Source organism: Rahnella contaminans (genome assembly GCF_011065485.1).
GTDB lineage: Bacteria > Pseudomonadota > Gammaproteobacteria > Enterobacterales > Enterobacteriaceae > Rahnella > Rahnella contaminans.
This window is the reverse complement of sequence record NZ_JAADJS010000005.1, coordinates 77,655-96,703: the sequence shown is the minus strand read 5'-3', so window position 1 is coordinate 96,703 and position 19,049 is coordinate 77,655. Positions and strand designations below refer to the sequence as shown.

General features: G+C 53.5%; 15 protein-coding genes. 7 read left to right on the top strand and 8 right to left on the bottom strand.

Annotation, left to right across the window (positions count from 1 at the left end; genetic code table 11):
- Positions 1 to 26: 26 nt before the first annotated feature.
- Both GW579_RS19640 and GW579_RS19635 read right to left on the bottom strand, forming a co-directional pair.
- The gene (locus GW579_RS19640) at positions 27 to 716 is read right to left on the bottom strand and encodes an LrgB family protein (RefSeq protein ID WP_165061308.1); all 690 of its coding nucleotides are present in this window, start codon (positions 714 to 716) and stop codon (positions 27 to 29) included.
- Complete coding sequence (locus GW579_RS19635) at positions 709 to 1,131, bottom strand: CidA/LrgA family protein (protein WP_152327382.1); 423 nt, start codon at positions 1,129 to 1,131, stop codon at positions 709 to 711. Before GW579_RS19635 ends, GW579_RS19640 begins: the two co-directional genes overlap by 8 nt.
- 142 nt (positions 1,132 to 1,273) lie before the next feature.
- On the opposite strand from GW579_RS19635, the gene GW579_RS19630 reads away from it, so the two are divergent.
- The 3 genes from GW579_RS19630 (at position 1,274) to GW579_RS19620 (ending at position 5,187) form a co-directional block, all read left to right on the top strand.
- Entirely contained in the window at positions 1,274 to 2,158 is an 885-nt protein-coding gene (locus tag GW579_RS19630) for a LysR family transcriptional regulator (protein WP_152327383.1), read from the top strand.
- A gap of 351 nt (positions 2,159 to 2,509) precedes the next feature.
- The gene (locus GW579_RS19625; RefSeq protein WP_321186216.1) at positions 2,510 to 3,697 is read left to right on the top strand and encodes a glutamine synthetase family protein; all 1,188 of its coding nucleotides are present in this window, start codon (positions 2,510 to 2,512) and stop codon (positions 3,695 to 3,697) included.
- Between the two features lie 74 nt (positions 3,698 to 3,771).
- Positions 3,772 to 5,187 (top strand): trehalose-6-phosphate synthase, encoded by a 1,416-nt coding sequence (locus GW579_RS19620; RefSeq protein WP_165061305.1) that lies wholly within the window; start codon positions 3,772 to 3,774, stop codon positions 5,185 to 5,187.
- A gap of 65 nt (positions 5,188 to 5,252) precedes the next feature.
- Here GW579_RS19620 and GW579_RS19615 read toward each other — a convergent pair whose 3' ends face one another.
- From GW579_RS19615 to GW579_RS19605, 3 genes are all read right to left on the bottom strand, one after another.
- Positions 5,253 to 6,902, bottom strand: coding sequence for a Na+/H+ antiporter (locus GW579_RS19615; protein WP_152327388.1), 1,650 nt, complete (start codon positions 6,900 to 6,902; stop codon positions 5,253 to 5,255).
- Positions 6,903 to 7,597: 695 nt separating this feature from the next.
- Positions 7,598 to 8,965 (bottom strand): NCS2 family permease, encoded by a 1,368-nt coding sequence (locus tag GW579_RS19610; protein ID WP_165061302.1) that lies wholly within the window; start codon positions 8,963 to 8,965, stop codon positions 7,598 to 7,600.
- Between the two features lie 424 nt (positions 8,966 to 9,389).
- On the bottom strand, positions 9,390 to 10,058 hold the full coding sequence (locus GW579_RS19605) for a glutathione S-transferase family protein (protein WP_152327391.1): 669 nt from the start codon (positions 10,056 to 10,058) through the stop codon (positions 9,390 to 9,392).
- A gap of 266 nt (positions 10,059 to 10,324) precedes the next feature.
- Here GW579_RS19605 and GW579_RS19600 point away from each other — a divergent pair, with 266 nt between their 5' ends.
- The gene (locus GW579_RS19600) at positions 10,325 to 12,418 is read left to right on the top strand and encodes a putative bifunctional diguanylate cyclase/phosphodiesterase (protein ID WP_165061299.1); all 2,094 of its coding nucleotides are present in this window, start codon (positions 10,325 to 10,327) and stop codon (positions 12,416 to 12,418) included.
- 19 nt (positions 12,419 to 12,437) lie between these two features.
- Here the strand turns inward: GW579_RS19600 and GW579_RS19595 are convergent, their stop codons facing one another.
- A complete protein-coding gene (locus GW579_RS19595) occupies positions 12,438 to 14,006 on the bottom strand; it encodes a methyl-accepting chemotaxis protein (protein WP_165061296.1) in 1,569 nt (522 codons plus the stop codon).
- A 224-nt stretch (positions 14,007 to 14,230) separates the two neighbouring features.
- The gene (locus GW579_RS19590) at positions 14,231 to 15,037 is read right to left on the bottom strand and encodes an inositol monophosphatase family protein (protein ID WP_235937438.1); all 807 of its coding nucleotides are present in this window, start codon (positions 15,035 to 15,037) and stop codon (positions 14,231 to 14,233) included.
- 152 nt (positions 15,038 to 15,189) lie between these two features.
- Here GW579_RS19590 and GW579_RS19585 point away from each other — a divergent pair, with 152 nt between their 5' ends.
- The 3 genes from GW579_RS19585 to GW579_RS19575 all read left to right on the top strand — a co-directional run bounded on the left by GW579_RS19585 (position 15,190) and on the right by GW579_RS19575 (position 17,812).
- The gene (locus GW579_RS19585; RefSeq protein ID WP_152327394.1) at positions 15,190 to 15,822 is read left to right on the top strand and encodes a LysE family translocator; all 633 of its coding nucleotides are present in this window, start codon (positions 15,190 to 15,192) and stop codon (positions 15,820 to 15,822) included.
- A gap of 111 nt (positions 15,823 to 15,933) precedes the next feature.
- Positions 15,934 to 17,022, top strand: coding sequence for an ABC transporter substrate-binding protein (locus tag GW579_RS19580; protein WP_152327395.1), 1,089 nt, complete (start codon positions 15,934 to 15,936; stop codon positions 17,020 to 17,022).
- 49 nt (positions 17,023 to 17,071) lie between these two features.
- Positions 17,072 to 17,812: a molybdate ABC transporter substrate-binding protein gene (locus GW579_RS19575; RefSeq protein ID WP_165061293.1), complete on the top strand. Its 741-nt coding sequence runs from the start codon at positions 17,072 to 17,074 to the stop codon at positions 17,810 to 17,812.
- A gap of 129 nt (positions 17,813 to 17,941) precedes the next feature.
- Here GW579_RS19575 and GW579_RS19570 read toward each other — a convergent pair whose 3' ends face one another.
- Complete coding sequence (locus tag GW579_RS19570) at positions 17,942 to 18,793, bottom strand: PA4780 family RIO1-like protein kinase (protein WP_152327397.1); 852 nt, start codon at positions 18,791 to 18,793, stop codon at positions 17,942 to 17,944.
- Positions 18,794 to 19,049 lie beyond the last annotated feature (256 nt).

Sequence of the window (19,049 nt, the reverse complement as noted above, 5' to 3'; positions counted from 1 at the left end):
AGTTTCAGATCTTTTTCAAAAGATCATCACCACATCACTACCCCGATCACCGGAGCCGTCACCACCGTCACAACCCCCGCTAGCATCATCACCAGACTCGCCACCACGCCTTCTTCGGCTCCTAATTCATAAGCGCGCGCCGTCCCCGCGCCGTGGGACGCCGCACCCAACCCGGCGCCTTTCGCCAGACCGCTTTTCACCGAAAGCCGCAGGAATAACATGTCGCCGACCGCCATACCGAATACGCCGGTGATCACCACAAACAGCGCCACCAGATCCGGCTGCCCGCCCATTTGCTTCGCCGCCGCCAGCGCAAACGGCGTGGTGATGGACCGCACCGCCAGGCTGCGCTGCACTTCTTCCGGCAACGTCAGTATTTTCGCCAGCCAGACCGAACTGCTGACGGCCACCACAATGGCCGTCAGCACGCCCGCACTCAGCGATAACCAGTGACGGCGGATGACTGCCATATTTTCATAGACCGGCACAGCAAACGCGATAGTCGACGGGCCAAGCAGCCACAGCAACCAGTGCGTTTCGCCGATGTAATCCTGATACGACGTGTGCGTCACGACCAGTAACATCACCAGCACGATGGGCGTAAACACCAGCGGCATCAGCAACAACGTGCGGCGCTGGCGGTAGAGTTTTTTGTTGGCGTAATACAGCCCGAGCGTGATCACGAAACATAAAATGCTAATAAGAAGATCAGTCACGCGATGCCTTCCTCGCCGCCAGACGCTGCTCCAGCCGGTACATTTTATCGACAACTAGCGCCGTAGCGCCGAGTGTCAGAATCGTACTGACACCAATCACCAGAAAGATTTTCCAGCCTTCGATCATCAGCAACTGGGCGTAATTCACTACGGCCACCACCGCCGGAACGAAAAACAGCAGCATTTCGGCCAGCAACCAGCGGGAACCGGCTTTCACCCATTTTACCGGCAGAACGCGGAACATAATCAGCAACAAAAGCATCAGCATACCGACGATATTGGCCGGTAAAGGCAGATGCAGGAAAGTGACAAGACGATCGGCGATAACAAATAACACCGCATACAGCACCACCTGAACGGGGATCTGACAGCGGGTCAGCAGGGACGGCGCTTTCGTGCGCAACGCCAGCAACATGGGAACGACCTCAGAGGACAAAAAAGGGACAAGATTCAGTATACGCTCGCAGGAAACCGGTAAAGAAATGAATTAAAATCATAAAAATAATTCCAATCTGGAATACTTCGTTACTTACCAATCTCAGCGGGGAAGTCAGTGAATGGACGTTCGCACATTACGCTATTTTGTCGAAGTGGTACGCCAGCAGAGCTTCACCCGCGCGGCGGAAAAATTATTCGTCACGCAGCCGACCATCAGCAAGATGCTGCGCCATCTGGAAGAAGAGCTGGAATGCACGCTGATCATCCGCGAAGGACGGCGCTTGCGGCTCACCGACAGCGGACAGGCGCTATACCAGCGCGGGCTAAATATCCTGGAAGAATTCCGCCAGCTCGAAGCCGAACTGGAAGACATTAATACGCTTAAGCTCGGCCATTTGCGGCTGGGGATCCCGCCGATGGTGGGTACTCAAATCGCGCCGCTGATCGGCAGTTTCCGCCAGCAATATCCGGGTATCGAGCTGATCATTTCCGAATTTGGCGGGCTGACCGTTCAGCAGGCGGTCATCTCCGGTGAGCTGGATCTGGCGCTGACCGCACTGCCCGCCGACGCGGTGCCTTCGATCGCTTCATTGCTACTTTTCAGCCATCCGCTGTGCGTGGTGGTTCCGCGCACGCCGCACTGGCTGAACCGGACGCGCATCGCTCTCAGCGAACTGGCAGAAGAAAGCATCCTGATTTACAACGAAGATTTCGCACTATACCGCCAGCTGATGGACGCCTTTTCCGCACACGGTTTTACGCCCAAAATTGCCGCCCGCAGCGGCCAGTGGGATTTTTTAGCCGCCATGGTACAAACCGGCATGGGCGTGGCGATTTTACCGGAACCTGTCTGTCAGCGGCTGGATAAAAACACGTTGCTGTGGCTGCCGCTTGAACCGCTGATGCCGTGGCAACTGGGGCTGATCTGGCATCAGGGGAGTTATCTTTCCCACAGCGCACAGGCGTGGATTGCGCTGTGCCGGGATTACTGGCCGCAGCCCTGAACGCGGTATTTATACTTTTTTTACGGCGGCAACTTTAATCTTTATGTTGCCGATATATCCTTTTTTCTGCGCATAAATTAATCTCAATTTATCGCCGAAAGGTATGCGTGAAAGAAAAATATGAATCCGACATTCAAGCCTTCATTATTAAAACACTCATCTGCTTTATTCAGTTCTCCGGTAATTTCAAAATCAGTGGCCAATGAAAGCCAGCTGACGCTTGAAAATACGACGCTGAGAAATAATAGTATTTTCCGTCAGGAAGCAGAACGTTATTTATCAAACAACCCGAACACGAAACATATTGATATTTATCTTAATGATATCAACGGTTCGTTCAGGGGGAAAAGGATGAATATCACCTCGCTGCTTTCACTGGAAAAAGGCGCGTATTTTCCTCAGTCAGTTTACTCCATGGATAAAGAAGGCAAAGTGCAGAGTACGCTGAATGATGATCTGGCTGTGAATGAGCCGGACAGAATATGTTTTCCTGTCGCAGGCACCCTGCGTCCGTGCGGCCATCATCCGGCTGAAAATGCACAAATATTACTGACGATGAAAAACGATCAGGGAAATCCCTATTCGCTTGAGCCGCGCGTTATCCTGGAAAACGTGCTGAGTAAATTCCATGAGCATGGTTTATACCCGGTGATTGCACCCGAAATTGAGTTTTATCTCGAAGACGCCCAGAACCGTAACATTCAGAATTCCGGGTGTTTTCATTTGGCGGTTCCGTCAGAACATACTGCGTTTATTGAAGAACTTGAGACGATGGCGACGCGGCAAAACCTGCCTTTATCGGGCATTGTATGTGAGGCAGAAGCCGGTCAGTTTGAATTAAACCTGCAACACTCCGGGCAGGTCGTCGACATTTGCGAGAACGTGCTGGCGCTTCGCCGCTTAACCAGCACCGTCGCCCAAAGGTTTGGATTCAACGCCAATTTTATGGCTAAACCGTATTCGCAGATGTCGGGCAGCGGCCTGCATTTTCATATCAGCCTGAACGACGAACAGGGCAATAATGTTTTTGCCTCCGGCGACAAAAACCTGAATGAAATGATGCGTCTGTGTCTCGCCGGCATGCTTAACCTGATGCCCGCGTCTATGGCGATTCTGGCTCCCAACGTCAATTCATTCAGACGGTTGAGGAAAAACCTCAATGAGCCGCTGTTCAGTTCCTGGGGCTTTAATCAGCGCTCTGCGGCATTACGCATTCCCTGTTCAGGCGAAGCGCATCGCCGCATTGAATACCGTCTGGCGGGGTCGGATGCCAACCCTTATCTGGCGATGGCCACCCTACTGACGGGCATGCTTTACGGGCTGGAAAAAATAGAGGACGACCCGGTTGCCGATCTGACGGCCTGCTCGCCCGTTTTGCCTTTATTCCAGCAGCACGCCCTTGATGAATTCCGGCAATGTCCGTATTTAACCGCGGCGCTGGGCGAGGCATTTTCCCAACAGTGGATCCAAACCAAACTCTCTGAACTGACGTGGTTCGAAAGTATCGTCACTCCGGAGGAAAGCGTATTTTCTTATTAAACCCTTTTTTTATTAAACAATTGACTAATTAATGAAGCCCCTACCGCTCTGTTATTTATTTCGCTGAGGTGATTATGTCCCGGTTGATCATTTTATCTAATCGCTGTGAACCCTATACCGGCAGTTCGGATGACATGTTATTTCATACCCTTTCTGAAATATCCCGACAGCATGCTGCTCTGTGGTTTGGATGGAACGGGAATGTCTCTGCGCGTAAAAGAAAAGAACCTTATCGTCAGATAAAAAGTGAAGGCGTCGGAAAAGTGTCATGGGATTTATCCCCTAACGAATATGATAATTTTTATCAGGGTTATATACACAACGTGCTGTGGCCCGTCTTCCATAACAGACCTGATCTAACGGCCTATAAAAGAGAATATTTCATCACCTGGAAAAACTATAATAATGATGTTAAAAACAGGGTTTCTCCCTTTATAACGCACGATGATGTGATATGGGTTCATGATTATCACTTACTCCCTGTCGCTAAAATGCTTCAGGAAGACAGCCACCGGAATAAGATCGGTTTCTTCTTGCATCAGCCCTTTCCGCCGGGAGATGTATTACGGTCTGTGCCGGAACACGACTGGCTATTTCAGTCATTGCTGCATTATGACTGCATTGGATTTCAGTCGTCCGGCGATATTAATAACTTTATTTCCTATGCATTACGTCATTACCGCGCCGGACAAATTTCGAAAGACGCGATCAAAGTGAATGGCCGGATTATTAAAGTCTGCGTTTTGCCGTGCGGTATCGATAAGAATACCGAATTTCAAAATCAGCAGGAGATACAGAATGTTCGTCATTATCACCGGCAGATCATTATCAGCAACGACATCGTAAATGAAATAAGCGGCGTAGATTGCCGCCTGAACGCCATGAAAAAGTTTCTGGCGCTCTATCCGCAATACCTTCGCGATGTCAGTTTGCTCCAGATTTCAGATCCTTCCGGCGAATATCCGGCGTCAACGGGCGACATGAGTTCGCGTCTGGAGCGGCTATGCGGAGAAATTAACGGGCAATATGGCGATTTATCGTGGTATCCGGTCAACTACATCCACAATAACCAGTGCTCGAGGGCGATGATTTTTGCGCTCTATAACAAAGCGCGGGTGGCGATGTTTACGCCGCTTTCTGAGGGCATGAGCCTGGGGGCAAAAGAGTTTATTCTTGCGCAGAATAAGGAGGATCCGGGGGTTTTGCTGCTGTCGGAATTTACCGGCGCGGCGGAGATGCTGACGGAAGCGTTAATGATCAATCCGTACGATGCTCACGAGACCAGCGAAGCCCTCCATTCCGCACTCACCATGCCTTTGCATGAAAGAAAGCGCCGGCACAGCCAGTTGCTGAACAAGGTAAATCGCTATGATTGCCACTGGTGGGCGACGGAGTTTCTGGCGTTTTTACGCGCTGAGGCAGAACGTCCGCAGCGTACGGTGTTCAGAACGTCTCACCACGGCACTTACGCCCCGCATAATCTCTATTAAAAAAGGCTTCCCGCAACGTTCGCGGGAAGCCTTTTATGGCAGATTAACGCCGGAAAACCGTTGTTTCAGACTTCTTTTTCGACCAGCAACGCTTCCAGCAAATCGAGGTCGTGCAGCAGTTTTTGCAGCGTTTCATTGCTGATTTTCTGGGTTGCGCGCAGATGATAAAGCTCACCGCGTTCGGCCCGCAGTGCGGTAAGACGGAAGCGACGCTCTAAGTTTTCGAGCTTCAGCGCGGTTTCCATATCATCGCGATTCGCCGTCCGCCGTCGCAGTGTGCCTATCACGCGGGAACTGATTTCCTTCAGCGTCTGTTCATCAATGTTTTCTTCAGTATCCGCCGCCAGACGTTCTTCCATCTTATGCAGGCTTTCGATCGCCACTTCTGCCGCGATGGATTTCGCCATGCGCTCTTCTTCACGATAGGTCGTTCCGTCGGCCACGACCACGCCTTTGAGCAGGAACGGCAAAGCAATCACACCGGCAATCAGGGAGAACAAAATGACGCCCGTCGCCAGGAACACCAGCTGATAACGCGACGGGAAGGCCGAACCGTCCGCGAGGAATAACGGAATTGACAGCACACCGGCCAGCGTAATCGCCCCGCGAACACCGGCAAACGACGCCACCCACAACTCACGCGTGCTGTAGCTGCCAAACAGCAGCGGTTTCTTTTTCAGGAAACGGTTGCTGAAATTCTTCATCACCCACAGCCAGACAAAACGCAGGATCAGCAGCGCAAAATAGATAATCCCGACGTCCGCAAACAGGTGCCAGGTGACGATTGACGGGTCATGCGTGGCCTGATCAATCGAGTTCTCCAGAATGCCCGGCAATTGCAGGCCCAGCATGATGAACACCATGCCGTTGAATACGAATTCCAGCATCGCCCAGACGCTGTTCGCGCGCAGGCGCATAGCCAGCGGCGCGTTACGGATAATGCCCGACTGGCTGATGGTCATACCGGCAGCCACGGCGGCCAGAATGCCCGACACGCCGATGTGTTCAGCAATCAGATAAGACGCGAACGGCAGCAGCAACAGGAAAACGATTTGTGTCGCCGGGTCATCGCCGCTCCAGCGGCTCATGATGCGCAGCGATTTACTGTACAGCCACGTCACCGCGACACCCGCCATCAGGCCGCCGATGGCGACTTTGAGGAACTCAACGGTCGCGCCGCCGACGGTGAAAATCATGGTGCCCATCGCCACGGCAATCGCAAATTTGAGTGACACCAGGCCGGACGCGTCATTCATCAGCGCTTCACCTTCCAGCACGCCCATGATCGACTTCGGAATGCGGCCCTTGCCCACAATTCCGCCTAATGCCACGGCATCGGTCGGAGACAGCACCGCCGCCAGCGCAAACGCCGCAACCAGCGGAATATCCGGCACCATCATATAAATCAGATAACCGATACCGACGACGGTGAGCAACACCAGCACCAGTGCCAGCCCGAGAATTTCGCGCCCGTGGTGGAGGAATTCACGGGTCGGAGTTTTCCAGCCATCGGCGAACAGCAACGGCGGGATGAAGAGGACGAGAAACAGTTCCGGATCGAAATCCACATGCAAACCAAAATTCGGCCAGGCCAGCAAAGCACCGACAGCAATCTGCATTAATGGAAGAGGAACCTGAAACGGCAACATTCTGGTGACGACACCGGAGAGCGACACCACCAGAATCAAAATCAGAATGGTAAAGAAGATTTCCATGCTTTCCTTAGACTCTTGTTTTTATGATTTCAATCAGACGGGGTCTGACACATACAGAGGGAATAGTAGATCAAAAGAGGACATGATTTAAATCGATGCGTGCGGTTACGACGCACTGACGTTTATGACAAGGTCAAAACCTTGGGCTCGCCGCCCAAACTGGCACAAAGGCTTTTAAACGAAACCCTTTGGAATCCTGCGTTTTTAAACTGCGCGCTATCGCTGGGTCGATGGACATGTCTCGGTACATTAGTGTGTGGCGCAAAATATTGCCTCTGCGCGGTTCCTTCTCTCGGTCTTCGAGCCACAGGTCTCGAAGCCGCTCCGTTCAGCAAAATTTTTAATCACGCCATTTCACTCTCTGAAAAGCAGATCGGTTTTGAATTTAAGATTGTGCGGGCGATTCAGAAATCTTGCCGAACGGAGCGGCCTGAAGACCCAGGGCTTCAGGACCGAGAGAGGGAACCGCGCAGCGGCAAGGTTTCCAGCCTGTCGCAGCGGTTGCTGAAACATAGCCAGCGAGCGACAGCGCGAAGTAAAAAAGCGAGGAGGAATCCAAAGGAGGAAAAGCACTTTCCTCCTTTGGGCGGTTTGGGCGCAGCGCGTTAAGCGATCACCGCATGTGAGAAACCGAAATTTTCTCAGTCAGCCCGCCGGTGCAACCGGCCAAAGCCGCCTGATGCCCGGCCTGGCATTCAGATCGCCCATCCGCCCGCATAAAACACCACGAGCGCCACAGCGATAACCACCGTTCCGACGTTCAGCTTGCGCCATTCTCCGGAGAAGATACGGCCAATCACCAGCGCGCTGAAGCCCAGCATGATGCCGGTGACGATGTTACAGGTCAGCACGATGAATACCGCGCACAACAGGCCGGACATCGCATCAACGAAGTCGTTGAAATCCAGTTTGGTCACGTTGCTGAGCATCAGCAGGCCGACGTACATCAGCGCTGGCGCGGTCGCGTAAGCCGGAACCAGATAAGATAACGGTGACAGGAACAACATCAGCAGAAACAGAACTCCGACGACGGTGGCGGTCAGGCCGGTTTTGCCGCCTGCCGCTGTACCCGCTGCCGATTCAATGTAGACCGCTGCCGGTGATGCGCCGACCAGAGAGGCAAAAATGCTGCTTACGGAGTCCGCGGTCAGAGCTTTGCCGCCGCTGATGATCTGGCCGTTTTCGTCGAGCAGGTTTGCCTGCCCGGCAACGGCGCGGATGGTGCCGGTAGCATCAAAGACCGCCGTCATGACCAGCGCCAGAACGCTTGGCAGCACGGCGGCTTTCAGCGCGCCCATGATATCGAGATCGAAAATGACCGATTTGCCGTCTGCGCCCGCCAGGGAAGGCATCGCGAACAGGCCCTGATATTTCACCGCAGGATCGAAAATCAAACCAATCACGGAAATCGCGATGATCACCAGCAGAATGCCACCGGGAACGCGCAGTTTCTCAAGGCCGAAAATCACCGCCAGGCCGAGTAAGGTCATCACAACCGGGAAAGAGGTAAATGCGCCCAACGCGACCGGTAAACCGTCCAGCGGGTTTTTCACCACCAGGCCGACGCCGTTGGCAGCGATTAACAACAGGAACAGGCCGATACCGATGCCGGTGCCATGCGCAACGCCGGTCGGCAGATTGCGCAAAATCCACGACCGGATCCCGGTGACCGAGATAATCGTGAACAGCACGCCCATCAGGAATACTGCGCCTAACGCCACGGGCACACTGATGTGCTGGCCGAGCACCAGGCTGAATGCCGTGAACGCCGTCAGTGAAATCGCACAGCCAATCGCCAGCGGCAGATTCGCCCACAAGCCCATCAGCAGCGAGCCAAAACCGGCAACCAGACAGGTCGCGACAAACACCGCGCTCGGCGAAAATCCGGCTTTACCCAGCATGGACGGCACCACAATCACCGAATAAACCATCGCCAGAAACGTCGTTAAACCGGCGATCACTTCCTGACGGACGTTGCTGCCACGCGCACTGATTTTGAAAAATGCATCAAACGGGCCTTTTGGCGCAACAGCGCTGCCCGTCTGAGGGTGTTGACTCGACATGGAAAATCCTCTGAATGTCTTTACTGATTAGCCGGCGTGGTCATTATGAAATCGTTTCTGCACGTTCGCTTCCTTACCCGTAACCTGAAACCGCCGAAAGCAGCGTCAGATCTACAAGGCAAACGTTTAACTCACATCGCGTATGGCGGGTCTGAAAAATTAAGCAAACGATTATCCGGCCTTTAAACCCCACATTTCAACTACGATCGACGACAATTTACCGTTGTTCGGTCAATAAAAACGCGGTTGTGATGTAAATTCAGCCGGCTGGCGATTTGCTGTGCGGTATCGGTTGCGCATCAATTTTTTTCCGCGATGAACGGCAAAAGCAAAACGGACAAGAACAGGATGATTTCACGGGCTGATGATATTGCGCTCATGACGACAATCACGGCACGCACGAGCGCAACAAAATACCCCGGACTTAACGCAATATCGTGAAAGGTCCGCCGTTTTCCAGCGCCTTCTGATAAGCCGGACGCGCGGTCACATTCGATAACCATGCATTTAAGTGTGGGTATTGTCCGAGTCCGGCGCGGGCATTTATAGCTTCTATCGGGAAACTCATCTGAATATCCGCCGCGCTGAACTGATACCCGGCGAAATAAGGATGGGTGGCGAGATGTTTCTCCAGATAATCCATATGGGTATAAATTTGTTTATCCAGATAATTTTTCTGCACACCCTGTCCGATTGCGCCCGCCAGCGGACGGATAAGCCACGGCATCGGCGGTTTGCCTAAGCGGCTGAAAATCAGTTTCATCACCAGCAACGGCATCAGGGAACCTTCCGCATAATGCATCCAGTAGCGGTATTGCTGACGTTCAGCGAAGGCCGACGGTTTAAGCGTGCTGCCTTCATCATAAACTTCCTGCAAGTATTCAATGATGGCGCCGGACTCCGCAAGGATCAGCCCGTTGTCTTCCAGCACCGGCGACTTGCCCAGAGGATGCACTTTTTTCAGCGCAGCAGGCGCCAGCATCGACTTTTTATCCCGTTGATAATGCTGAATTTCATACGGGACACTCAATTCCTCAAGCATCCATAAGATTCGCTGCGAACGTGAATTATCCAAATGATGCACTGTGATCATAAATACCTTCCGCTCTGTTTCATTTAATTATTTGTTAACTATAGACAAGGCCTGAATAGCCGGAACATATTCATTTAAAAACCATGATGTTTATCGGGTTTATTAGCCGCAGATTAAGCCGGAAATTATTTTTATTTGATTAAAATCACTTACGGATTAATCTTAATTACACGAAAAAAATTATCGTAACTTCATTCGCCTTTAATAAATCTTAATGCCATTATCGCCGAATCTAAAATAGACCCCCTGCCTGTGTGGAGCCTTACATGTTTTCCAGTAATTACAACAATGTGCTTGTAATGTTTTCGTTCATTGTTGCAATGCTTGCCTCTTATACCGCGCTTGATATGGCGGGCCGGGTTGCCACGACAGAGGGAAAGGCTTCCCGTCTCTGGTTGAGCGGGGGCGCCATTGCGATGGGCATCGGTATCTGGTCCATGCATTTTATCGGCATGCTGGCCTTTAATTCGGCCATGCCAATGGGTTACGACCCGGTTATTACGCTGCTTTCCATGGTCATCGCCATTATCTCTTCCGTCTTTGCGCTGTGGCTGGTTTGCCTGCCGAATTTACCGACCGGGCGTTTACTGGCCGGGGCATTGCTGATGGGCGGCGGAATTTCCGCCATGCATTACACCGGCATGGCCGCGATGCTGATGATGCCACCCATTGTTTACGATTACTGGTGGGTTGCGCTGTCCGTGGTTGTGGCGATTGTCGCCTCGGGCGCGGCGCTGTGGATGGCGTTTCATCTTCGTCAGCAATCCCCGAATGTCCGGCTGTTGCGCATCAGCGCGGCGGTGATCATGGGCACGGCGATTGTCGGCATGCATTACATCGGCATGGCGGCGGCGCAATTTCCGATGGACAGCCACAGTATGGCAGCGTTCAGTGGCGTAGATAACAACTGGCTGGCGCTGCTGGTGATCGTGGTAACGCTGGCGATTCTGGCGATCACGCTTATTATTTCGATTCTCGACGGCCGTATGCAGGCGCGCACCTCCATTCTGGCGTCGTCGCTGGCACAGGCAAACCGCGAACTGACGCAGCTGGCGCTGCACGACAATCTCACGCGGCTGCCAAACCGTTTGCTGCTGGAAGACCGTCTCAGCCAGGCATTTCAGAAAGCATCACGCGGTGAATCTCAGTTTGCCGTGCTTTTTCTCGATCTCGACGGTTTTAAAGCGGTCAATGACGCGTTCGGCCACCATATCGGCGACCAGTTGCTGATCTCGGTGACGGAACGCCTGCAATCTCAGCTGCGCGCGACGGATACGCTGGCGCGTCTGGGTGGCGATGAATTTATCCTGCTGGTGGAAATCACCGAACCGGGTGACGCTTCTCAGCTGGCCGACCGGCTGGTGCATCTGATTGCGCGTCCGTTTTACGTTTCCCGCTATGAATTGCTGGTGTCGGCCAGTGTCGGTATTGCGGTGTATCCGGGCGACGGCGAAAACGAGCGCGAGCTGATGCTCAATGCCGATGCGGCGATGTACCACACCAAGAATTCAGGCCGTAACGGGCATAGTTTCTTCCAGCCGTCGATGAACGCTAATGCGCAAAATCAGTTACAGATGCTCAATGATTTGCGTCTGGCGATTGAACACCACGAACTGCGCTTACATTATCAGCCGAAATTTATTGCGCCTTACGGGCCGGTTTGCGGGTTTGAAGCACTGCTGCGCTGGGAACGCAACGGCACCACGCTGAGCCCGGATGTTTTCCTGCCACTGGCGGAAAAAACCGGTCTGATCATTCCGATTGGCGAATGGGTGCTTAACGAAGCGTGCCGCCAGCTGCGTGAATGGCATCTTGCCGGACACACAAACTGGACCGTTGCCGTAAACCTCTCCACTTTGCAGTTTGAGCAGGCCAATCTGGTGGAAATGGTGATTGATACCGTTGAGCGTCATCAGATCCCGCCGGAAATGCTGACGCTGGAAGTCACCGAAACGACGGCGATGCGCAACCCGGATGTCAGCGTAGAAATCCTCGAACGCCTGACGAAGTACGGCGTCAAAGCGTCGATTGATGATTTCGGTACCGGCTATTCCAGCTTGCTGTATCTCAAACGACTTCCCGCCAGCGAGCTGAAAATCGACGGCGCGTTTATTAACGATCTGATTGCCGGAAGTGAAGATGCCAGCATTGTTTCGGCGATTATTGCGCTGGGCCAGACGCTGAATCTTAAGGTCGTGGCCGAAGGCGTGGAAACTACCCAGCAGCAGGATTTCCTGACGCAACTGGGTTGTGACACGTTGCAGGGCTATCTGCTGGGGCGTCCGATGACACCACAACAGATTGCCCAGCATCCCGATTCTGACTGGGAACCCCGGCTGAACATCATCGATAAAGTCTGATGGTGTTCTGCCCTGACGTTCAGCCCTGAAGCGCCGCCGTGCGGAAATAACGCACGGCATTGCGCAACTCGATGCTCTGTTCCGTCAGGGATTGCGCGGCGGCAGCGGCCTGTTCAACCAGCGCCGCATTCTGCTGCGTGACCTGATCCATTTGGTCGACCGCAATTCCCACTTCATGAATGCCGGTGTGCTGCTCCGAACTCGCGGTCGAAATTTCACTGACGATACCGGCAACTTTATTCACCGAGCTGACAATTTCCTGCATCGCTTTACTCGCGCGATCTGCCTGCTGCGACCCCTCGGCGATTTTGCTGACCGTCCCCTGGATCAGGTCTTTTATTTCTTTCGCCGCCTGCCCGCTTTTTTGCGCCAGCACGCGCACTTCGCTGGCGACCACGGCAAACCCTTTCCCCTGCGTTCCGGCACGGGCGGCTTCAACGGCAGCATTCAGCGCCAGCAAGTTGGTCTGAAACGCGATGCCCTCAATCACGCTGATAATGTTGATAATCTCGCGGGAACTGCCGGAAACATCGCGCATATGCGCCTGCATGCCGGTCACAATCGCGCCGCCCTGAGAAGCCGTTTTCGAGGTTTCATGCGCCAGCGCGCTGGCTTCGCGGGCATTTTCGGCGTTCTGGCTGACAGTCGTCGTCAGGTTTTGCATGTTTGAACTGGTCTGCACCAGCGACGCCGCCTGTTCTTCCGTGCGCTGCGACAAATCAGTATTGCCCTGCTCGATTTCACTCGCCGCGTGACTGATGGATTCGCTGCCTTCCATAATCTGATTAATGGTTTTATTGAGCTGCTGATTCATGCCTTCCAGCGAGGCCAGCAGGCTGCCGGTATCGCCCGGTTTCAACTCAATTTTCGCCGCCAGATTTCCGGCGGCGATTTCACGCATGATCGACGCCGCATACGCCGGTTCGCCGCCCAGTTGTTTCACCAGATTACGCGCCAGCAGTAACGCCATCGCCAGCGAAACCAGGAAAGCAAATCCCACCAGCACCAGGAACATCATACTGGCATTGTGATAACTGTTGCGGGCCTGCGCGGCGGCCTTTTCGCTGTTCGCCAGCTCGTCGCTGACCAGCGTCGCCAGATCAGCCATCAGCTGCGTGCGGTATTTACGTGAGTTATCGCCGCTGATTTGCGTCGCCTGCGCAATATCGTTGCGCTCAACGGCAGCAATGACGGCGTCGTTCGCCAGCGAGAACTGCGCAAAGTTATTCATGATTTGCGTAAACAGCGCAGATTTACTGCCGCCGCTGTCCAGCTTCTGATAGGCGTTTTCGGCTTCTTTAAACGTCGCCACGGCCTGCATGATTTCACTCCGGTGACCGTCGCGCGGCGCACCTTGCGGTGAGGCAATGTATTGCACCTGTTGCAGGCGCAGTTCGGCCAGCGTGCCGCGCATTACCAGCGGATACTGAACGCCGGGAAGCCGGTAGGCGCGGTAACTTTCAATTTGCTGATTGCTGCTGTTGAGCAGCCAGGCGGACATCGCCGCGAGGATCAGCATCAGACCCAGTACGAGCGCGAACGCCCCCAGTAAACGCGTCAGGACAGAGAGATTGGTTATTTTTTTCATTCGGACACTTCGTTAATTCAGTGACTTGAAACTCTGATAACGGCAAGCGAAGGGATAACTTTAGGATAAATGAAACTATATTTCAGTTTGTTAAACACTGACTTTCAAAATGTAATTCGCGGGTTACCGGACGAATTTTTCGTGTTACCCCCAGGGGCTGAAAACTTGATGTGGCAGGCATTTTTGGCGTTACGCTCATTTATGCGGAGAATAACGCCAGAAGGTTATTTCGGGGAGAAATCCGGCCATAACGGCTGAACCACGGACAGCAGGTTTGCCGTTCCGGCGGCCACGGACATGTGGCGGTAATTATCGGTGCCGTCCGGCAACTGAGTGAAATTCACCCTAGTTTCCAGCCCGGCTTCCTGACATATCACCGCGCCGCCGGCGATGTCCCACAGCGTGGTGCGGCGTTGCAGATGCCCGTCGATAATTCCTTTGGCGGCAAACACCATGCCGACGGTGGTGCAGCGGTAACAATGCACCGACCATTCTGCCGCACGCAGCCCCTGATAAAACGATGACGCCTCATCCAGTTTGTCATCCGAACTGTCGCCCAGCGACACGATCTGGACATCGCCAAAACGGTCGTCACGGCGGAAAGGTTTGCCGTTATGGAAAATGCCCTGTCCGGATCCTGCGGCAAAAAGTTCGTTCAGCACCGGCAACGCAACCACGCCGATCACCGGTTTTTTCCGTTCGACCAGCCCGAGCGAAACGCCCCACAGCGGCGAACCGCGCAGGAAATTCGACGTACCGTCGATTGGATCAATCACCCAGCAGGACGCATCAGTCAGCACGCCGCCCAGCTCTTCGCCGATAATCGCGTCCTGCGGAAAATGCTGCGCCAGCTGCGCGCGGATAAACTGCTCTACCGCCACGTCGGCTTCTGAAACAAAATCCTGCGTTCGTTTACTGCTGACTTCGATACTGTCCCGGCGGTTGAAAAAACCCAGCGCCAGTTCTGCCGCCTGAGCCGTAATCTGGCTGGCTAACACCAGTTTTGCGGACATCGTAGTGTGAGTCATCATAAATCCTGATTTTTCAGTCTGAAGAAAAAATACACGGTCATAGAATGCACCGGAATTGATGAATAAAAAATGACAACCTGCCGCTTGCCAAAACAGCGTAAAACCTTCTATATCTGTGTGCTTAACTTTTCAGCGTGATGCCGGAGAAAACCATGCCAGACGCCGCCCATTGGATCCCCTTCTTACTGATTTGTGTTGGTCTGGTGTTAACGCCCGGCCCAAACATGATTTACCTGATTTCGCGCTCGCTGTGTCAGGGCCCGAAAGCCGGGCTGATTTCCCTTGGCGGCGTGGTGCTGGGTTTTCTGTTTTATATGCTGTTTGCGGCACTCGGCATTACCGCGCTGCTCATGGCGGTGCCGTTTGCCTATGACGCCCTGCGGATCGGCGGTGCGGCGTATTTGCTGTATATGGCGTGGCAGGCAGTGAAACCCGGCGGGCGCTCGCCGTTTCAGGTCAAAGATTTGCCGCGCGACAGCAACAGAAAGCTGTTTACCATGGGGCTGGTGACCAATTTACTGAATCCGAAAGCCGCAGTGTTGTACCTGACCTTATTGCCGCAATTTATCGTTCCAGAGCAAGGCCACGTCCTCACACAATCTCTGGTGCTGGGCATCACGCAAATCATCGTCAGCTTTACCTTCAATGCCCTGATCGCACTCTCAGCGGGATATATTGCCCTGTTTCTGGCCGGTCGCCCGTTGTGGATGGTGCTTCAGCGCTGGTTTATGGGCGCGGTGCTGGGCGGACTGGCGGTGCGTATGCTGCTCGAAGGACGTAAATAGCGCCATAAAACAGATAAAGCCGTTTCTGAAAGCGGCTTTGTCTGTGGTCATATTCAGTCCTTTATTAACGCTATATAATCCTCTGCACAACGAAAACAGAGGAATTCCTTCGTGCGCGCATTTTCATCCAAATTACTGCCATCCGCTTTGCTGCTCGGCCTTGTCCTGAGCTTCTCCTCACAATCCGCTCTGGCCTCACGCCAGATCACCGATCAGCTCGGGCGTCAGGTAACCCTTCCCGATCAGGTTGACCGCGTGGTTGTGCTGCAACACCAGACGCTCAATCTTCTGGTTCAGCTTGATGCGACCAAAGATATCGTCGGCGTGCTCAACAACTGGCAACAGCAACTGGGCAGTGGTTATGTGCGTCTCGCGCCATCTCTGGAAAAAACGCCGGTGGTGGGCGATTTAACCAGCGTGAATCTGGAAAGCGTGGTTGCCCTGCATCCGCAGGTGGTATTCGTCACCAACTATGCGCCGCAGGAAATGATCGACCAGATCAGCCAGACCGGCATCGCAGTCGTCGCCGTTTCTTTACGTGATGATCCGAAAGGTGAGGAACATAAGATGAATCCGGTGCTACCGGATGAAGATCAGGCGTATACCGAAGGTTTGAAGAAAGGGATCCAGCTGATCGGGGAAGTGGTCAACCGCCAGAAACAGGCGCAGTCATTGATCGACTATACTTTTGCTCAGCGCCAGTTAACCAGCACGCGCCTGAAAAACGTTCCGGCTGACCAGCGCATTCGCACTTATATGGCCAATCCTGACCTGACCACCTACGGTTCCGGCAAATATACCGGGCTGATGATGTCCCATGCCGGCGCGCTCAACGTGGCCGCCGCGACCGTGAAAGGCTACAAACAGGTTTCACTTGAGCAGGTGATCGCCTGGAATCCGCAGGTGATCTTCGTGCAGGACAGGTATCCGGAAGTCGTCGGTCAGATCAACCATGATCCGAAATGGCAGAGCATTGATGCGGTCAAAAATCACCGCGTTTATCTGATGCCGGAATACGCCAAAGCCTGGGGCTACCCGATGCCTGAAGCGCTGGCGATTGGTGAATTGTGGATGGCGAAAAAACTGTATCCGCAAAAATTCGCCGACATCGATATGCAAAAACAGGCTGACGCCTATTATCAGCGCTTCTACCGGACAGATTTCAAACCTGCCGCAGAAGCGACGCACGCGGGGAAATAACCTCATCCCGGTGCCGTACTTTTTTGGGGTAATGTGACAAGGAGCTCTGATGACAAACTCGATCAAAGTGCTGGCCGCAGGGAGCCTGCGCCGCGCATGGGCACCGCTGTGTGAGGCTTTTCAGGATAAAACCGGCGGCAAAGTGGTGACCGAATTCGGCCCCGCCGGGCTGCTGCGCGAAAGAATTGAACAGGGCGAAAAAGTCGATTTATTCGCCTCGGCCAACACCGCGCATCCGCTGGCGTTGCAGCAACATGGCAAGGCGCTGGAAGTGGACGTTTTCTGCGGAAACAACCTGTGCGTGACGGCGCGCAAAGGGCCGGAGCTGGAAAAACTGAACTGGCTGAATGTGTTGCTCGACTCGCGTTTTCGTCTGGCGACCTCCACGCCGCAAAGTGATCCTTCCGGCGATTACACCTGGCAGATGTTTGAGCTGATTGAGCGGCGTCATCCGGGCGCGGGCGAGGCTTTGCGTAATAAAGCGCTGCGGCTGGTCGGTGGCGCGAAATCGGCCAAAGTTCCGGAAGGCAAACTGGCGGCAGAATGGCTGATTTGCAGCGGACAAGCCGATGTGTTTATCGGCTATACCAGTTATGCCACGCTGTTGCGGGAAAATGATGCGCTGGAAGTGTTCAACGTACCGGCCGATTACAACGTGCGGGCGCGCTATGCACTCGCGACGTGTACAGAAAAGGGCAAACCGCTGGCAGAATTTATTCTTTCAGAAACCGGCCAGCACATTTTGCAAAATGCCGGTTTTTGCGGAAAACATTCGGTGATGCAGGAATAATCAAAAATACCCAAATAATTCGAGTTGCAGGAAGGCGGCCAACGATGTAATTCCGATGAGCTTACACAAGTAAGTGATTCGGGTTACGGAGTGCAACCAACGCATCTGCAGCTCGAAGTATGAAGGGCATTATAAATCCCGTTCTTTCATTGCGCGCTGACGATCATAGTACTCATCTTCAGCGGCGATGATTTCATCGAGCAGGGAATCCACATCCGCTTTATGCGTATCTTCGGCGAACTGACCGGTCAGAGGCGTTTCCGGCGTCAGTTTGCCGTCTTCGTATAACGCCCAGATTTCTTTCGCATAACGCGTTTCCAGCAACTGCGGCGCGAACTGACCATAATATTCGGTCATGTTATTCACATCGCGCTCAAACATCGATTCGGCATGATTGTTCGCGGCGGCGTCCACGGCCTGCGGCAGGTCGATAATCACCGGCCCGTCGGCATCCATCAGCACGTTAAATTCTGACAAATCCCCGTGAACGATACCCGCGCACAGCATGCGCACGATATTGCGGATCATGGTTTCGAAATCCGCCACGGCTTCTTCTTCGGTCAGGATAACGTCGCTCAGACGCGGCGCAACCACGCCGTCAGCGTCAGTGATCAGCTCCATTAGCAACACGCCATCAAGACAAATGTAAGGCTGCGGCACGCGTACCCCGGCGTTTGCCAGACGGAACAGCGCATCCACTTCTGCCGTTTGCCAGGATTCTTCCTGCTGCTTGCGCCCGAATTTTGACCCTTTTTGCATCGCACGCGCGTTGCGGGTGTTCCGGACTTTTCGGCCTTCCTGATACTGCACGGCCTGCTTGAAACTACGCTGTGTGGCTTCTTTATAAACTTTGGCACAACGAATCTCTTCACCGCATAAAACGGTGTACACGTCGGCTTCTTTGCCACTTTTCAAACGACGGACCACATCGTCGATCAGGCCGTCATCCACCAGAGGTTGGATTCTATTTGGGATTTTCATGCAGCCTTGTACCTTATTTCAGCGCATGAGGGAATGACCTGCGCAATATTCCCTGCATTACACACCAGACACGCCGTTCGCGTCATCCTTTCTTAATCCTTCTTTCTCACTATACTCAAGGCTACAGTTTAACGTAGTGGCGCAGGAGTGGATACTTTCTGCGCACAGGTTCTTCTCATTCTGCGATGAAAATGCCCACCGGCGCCCGCCGATAGCGCATAAACACCCCGCGTTAATTTGACTTCATTATTTTGTT

What these genes read in the sequence shown, in the direction of transcription:
- GW579_RS19635 (WP_152327382.1), bottom strand. Translation starts at nt 1,131, where the DNA reads ATGTTGCTGGCGTTGCGCACGAAAGCGCCGTCCCTGCTGACCCGCTGT.
- GW579_RS19630 (WP_152327383.1), top strand. Translation starts at nt 1,274, where the DNA reads ATGGACGTTCGCACATTACGCTATTTTGTCGAAGTGGTACGCCAGCAG.
- GW579_RS19625 (WP_321186216.1), top strand. Translation starts at nt 2,510, where the DNA reads ATGAATATCACCTCGCTGCTTTCACTGGAAAAAGGCGCGTATTTTCCT.
- GW579_RS19620 (WP_165061305.1), top strand. Translation starts at nt 3,772, where the DNA reads ATGTCCCGGTTGATCATTTTATCTAATCGCTGTGAACCCTATACCGGC.
- GW579_RS19615 (WP_152327388.1), bottom strand. Translation starts at nt 6,902, where the DNA reads ATGGAAATCTTCTTTACCATTCTGATTTTGATTCTGGTGGTGTCGCTC.
- GW579_RS19610 (WP_165061302.1), bottom strand. Translation starts at nt 8,965, where the DNA reads ATGTCGAGTCAACACCCTCAGACGGGCAGCGCTGTTGCGCCAAAAGGC.
- GW579_RS19605 (WP_152327391.1), bottom strand. Translation starts at nt 10,058, where the DNA reads ATGATCACAGTGCATCATTTGGATAATTCACGTTCGCAGCGAATCTTA.
- GW579_RS19600 (WP_165061299.1), top strand. Translation starts at nt 10,325, where the DNA reads ATGTTTTCCAGTAATTACAACAATGTGCTTGTAATGTTTTCGTTCATT.
- GW579_RS19595 (WP_165061296.1), bottom strand. Translation starts at nt 14,006, where the DNA reads ATGAAAAAAATAACCAATCTCTCTGTCCTGACGCGTTTACTGGGGGCG.
- GW579_RS19590 (WP_235937438.1), bottom strand. Translation starts at nt 15,037, where the DNA reads ATGATGACTCACACTACGATGTCCGCAAAACTGGTGTTAGCCAGCCAG.
- GW579_RS19585 (WP_152327394.1), top strand. Translation starts at nt 15,190, where the DNA reads ATGCCAGACGCCGCCCATTGGATCCCCTTCTTACTGATTTGTGTTGGT.
- GW579_RS19575 (WP_165061293.1), top strand. Translation starts at nt 17,072, where the DNA reads ATGACAAACTCGATCAAAGTGCTGGCCGCAGGGAGCCTGCGCCGCGCA.
- GW579_RS19570 (WP_152327397.1), bottom strand. Translation starts at nt 18,793, where the DNA reads ATGAAAATCCCAAATAGAATCCAACCTCTGGTGGATGACGGCCTGATC.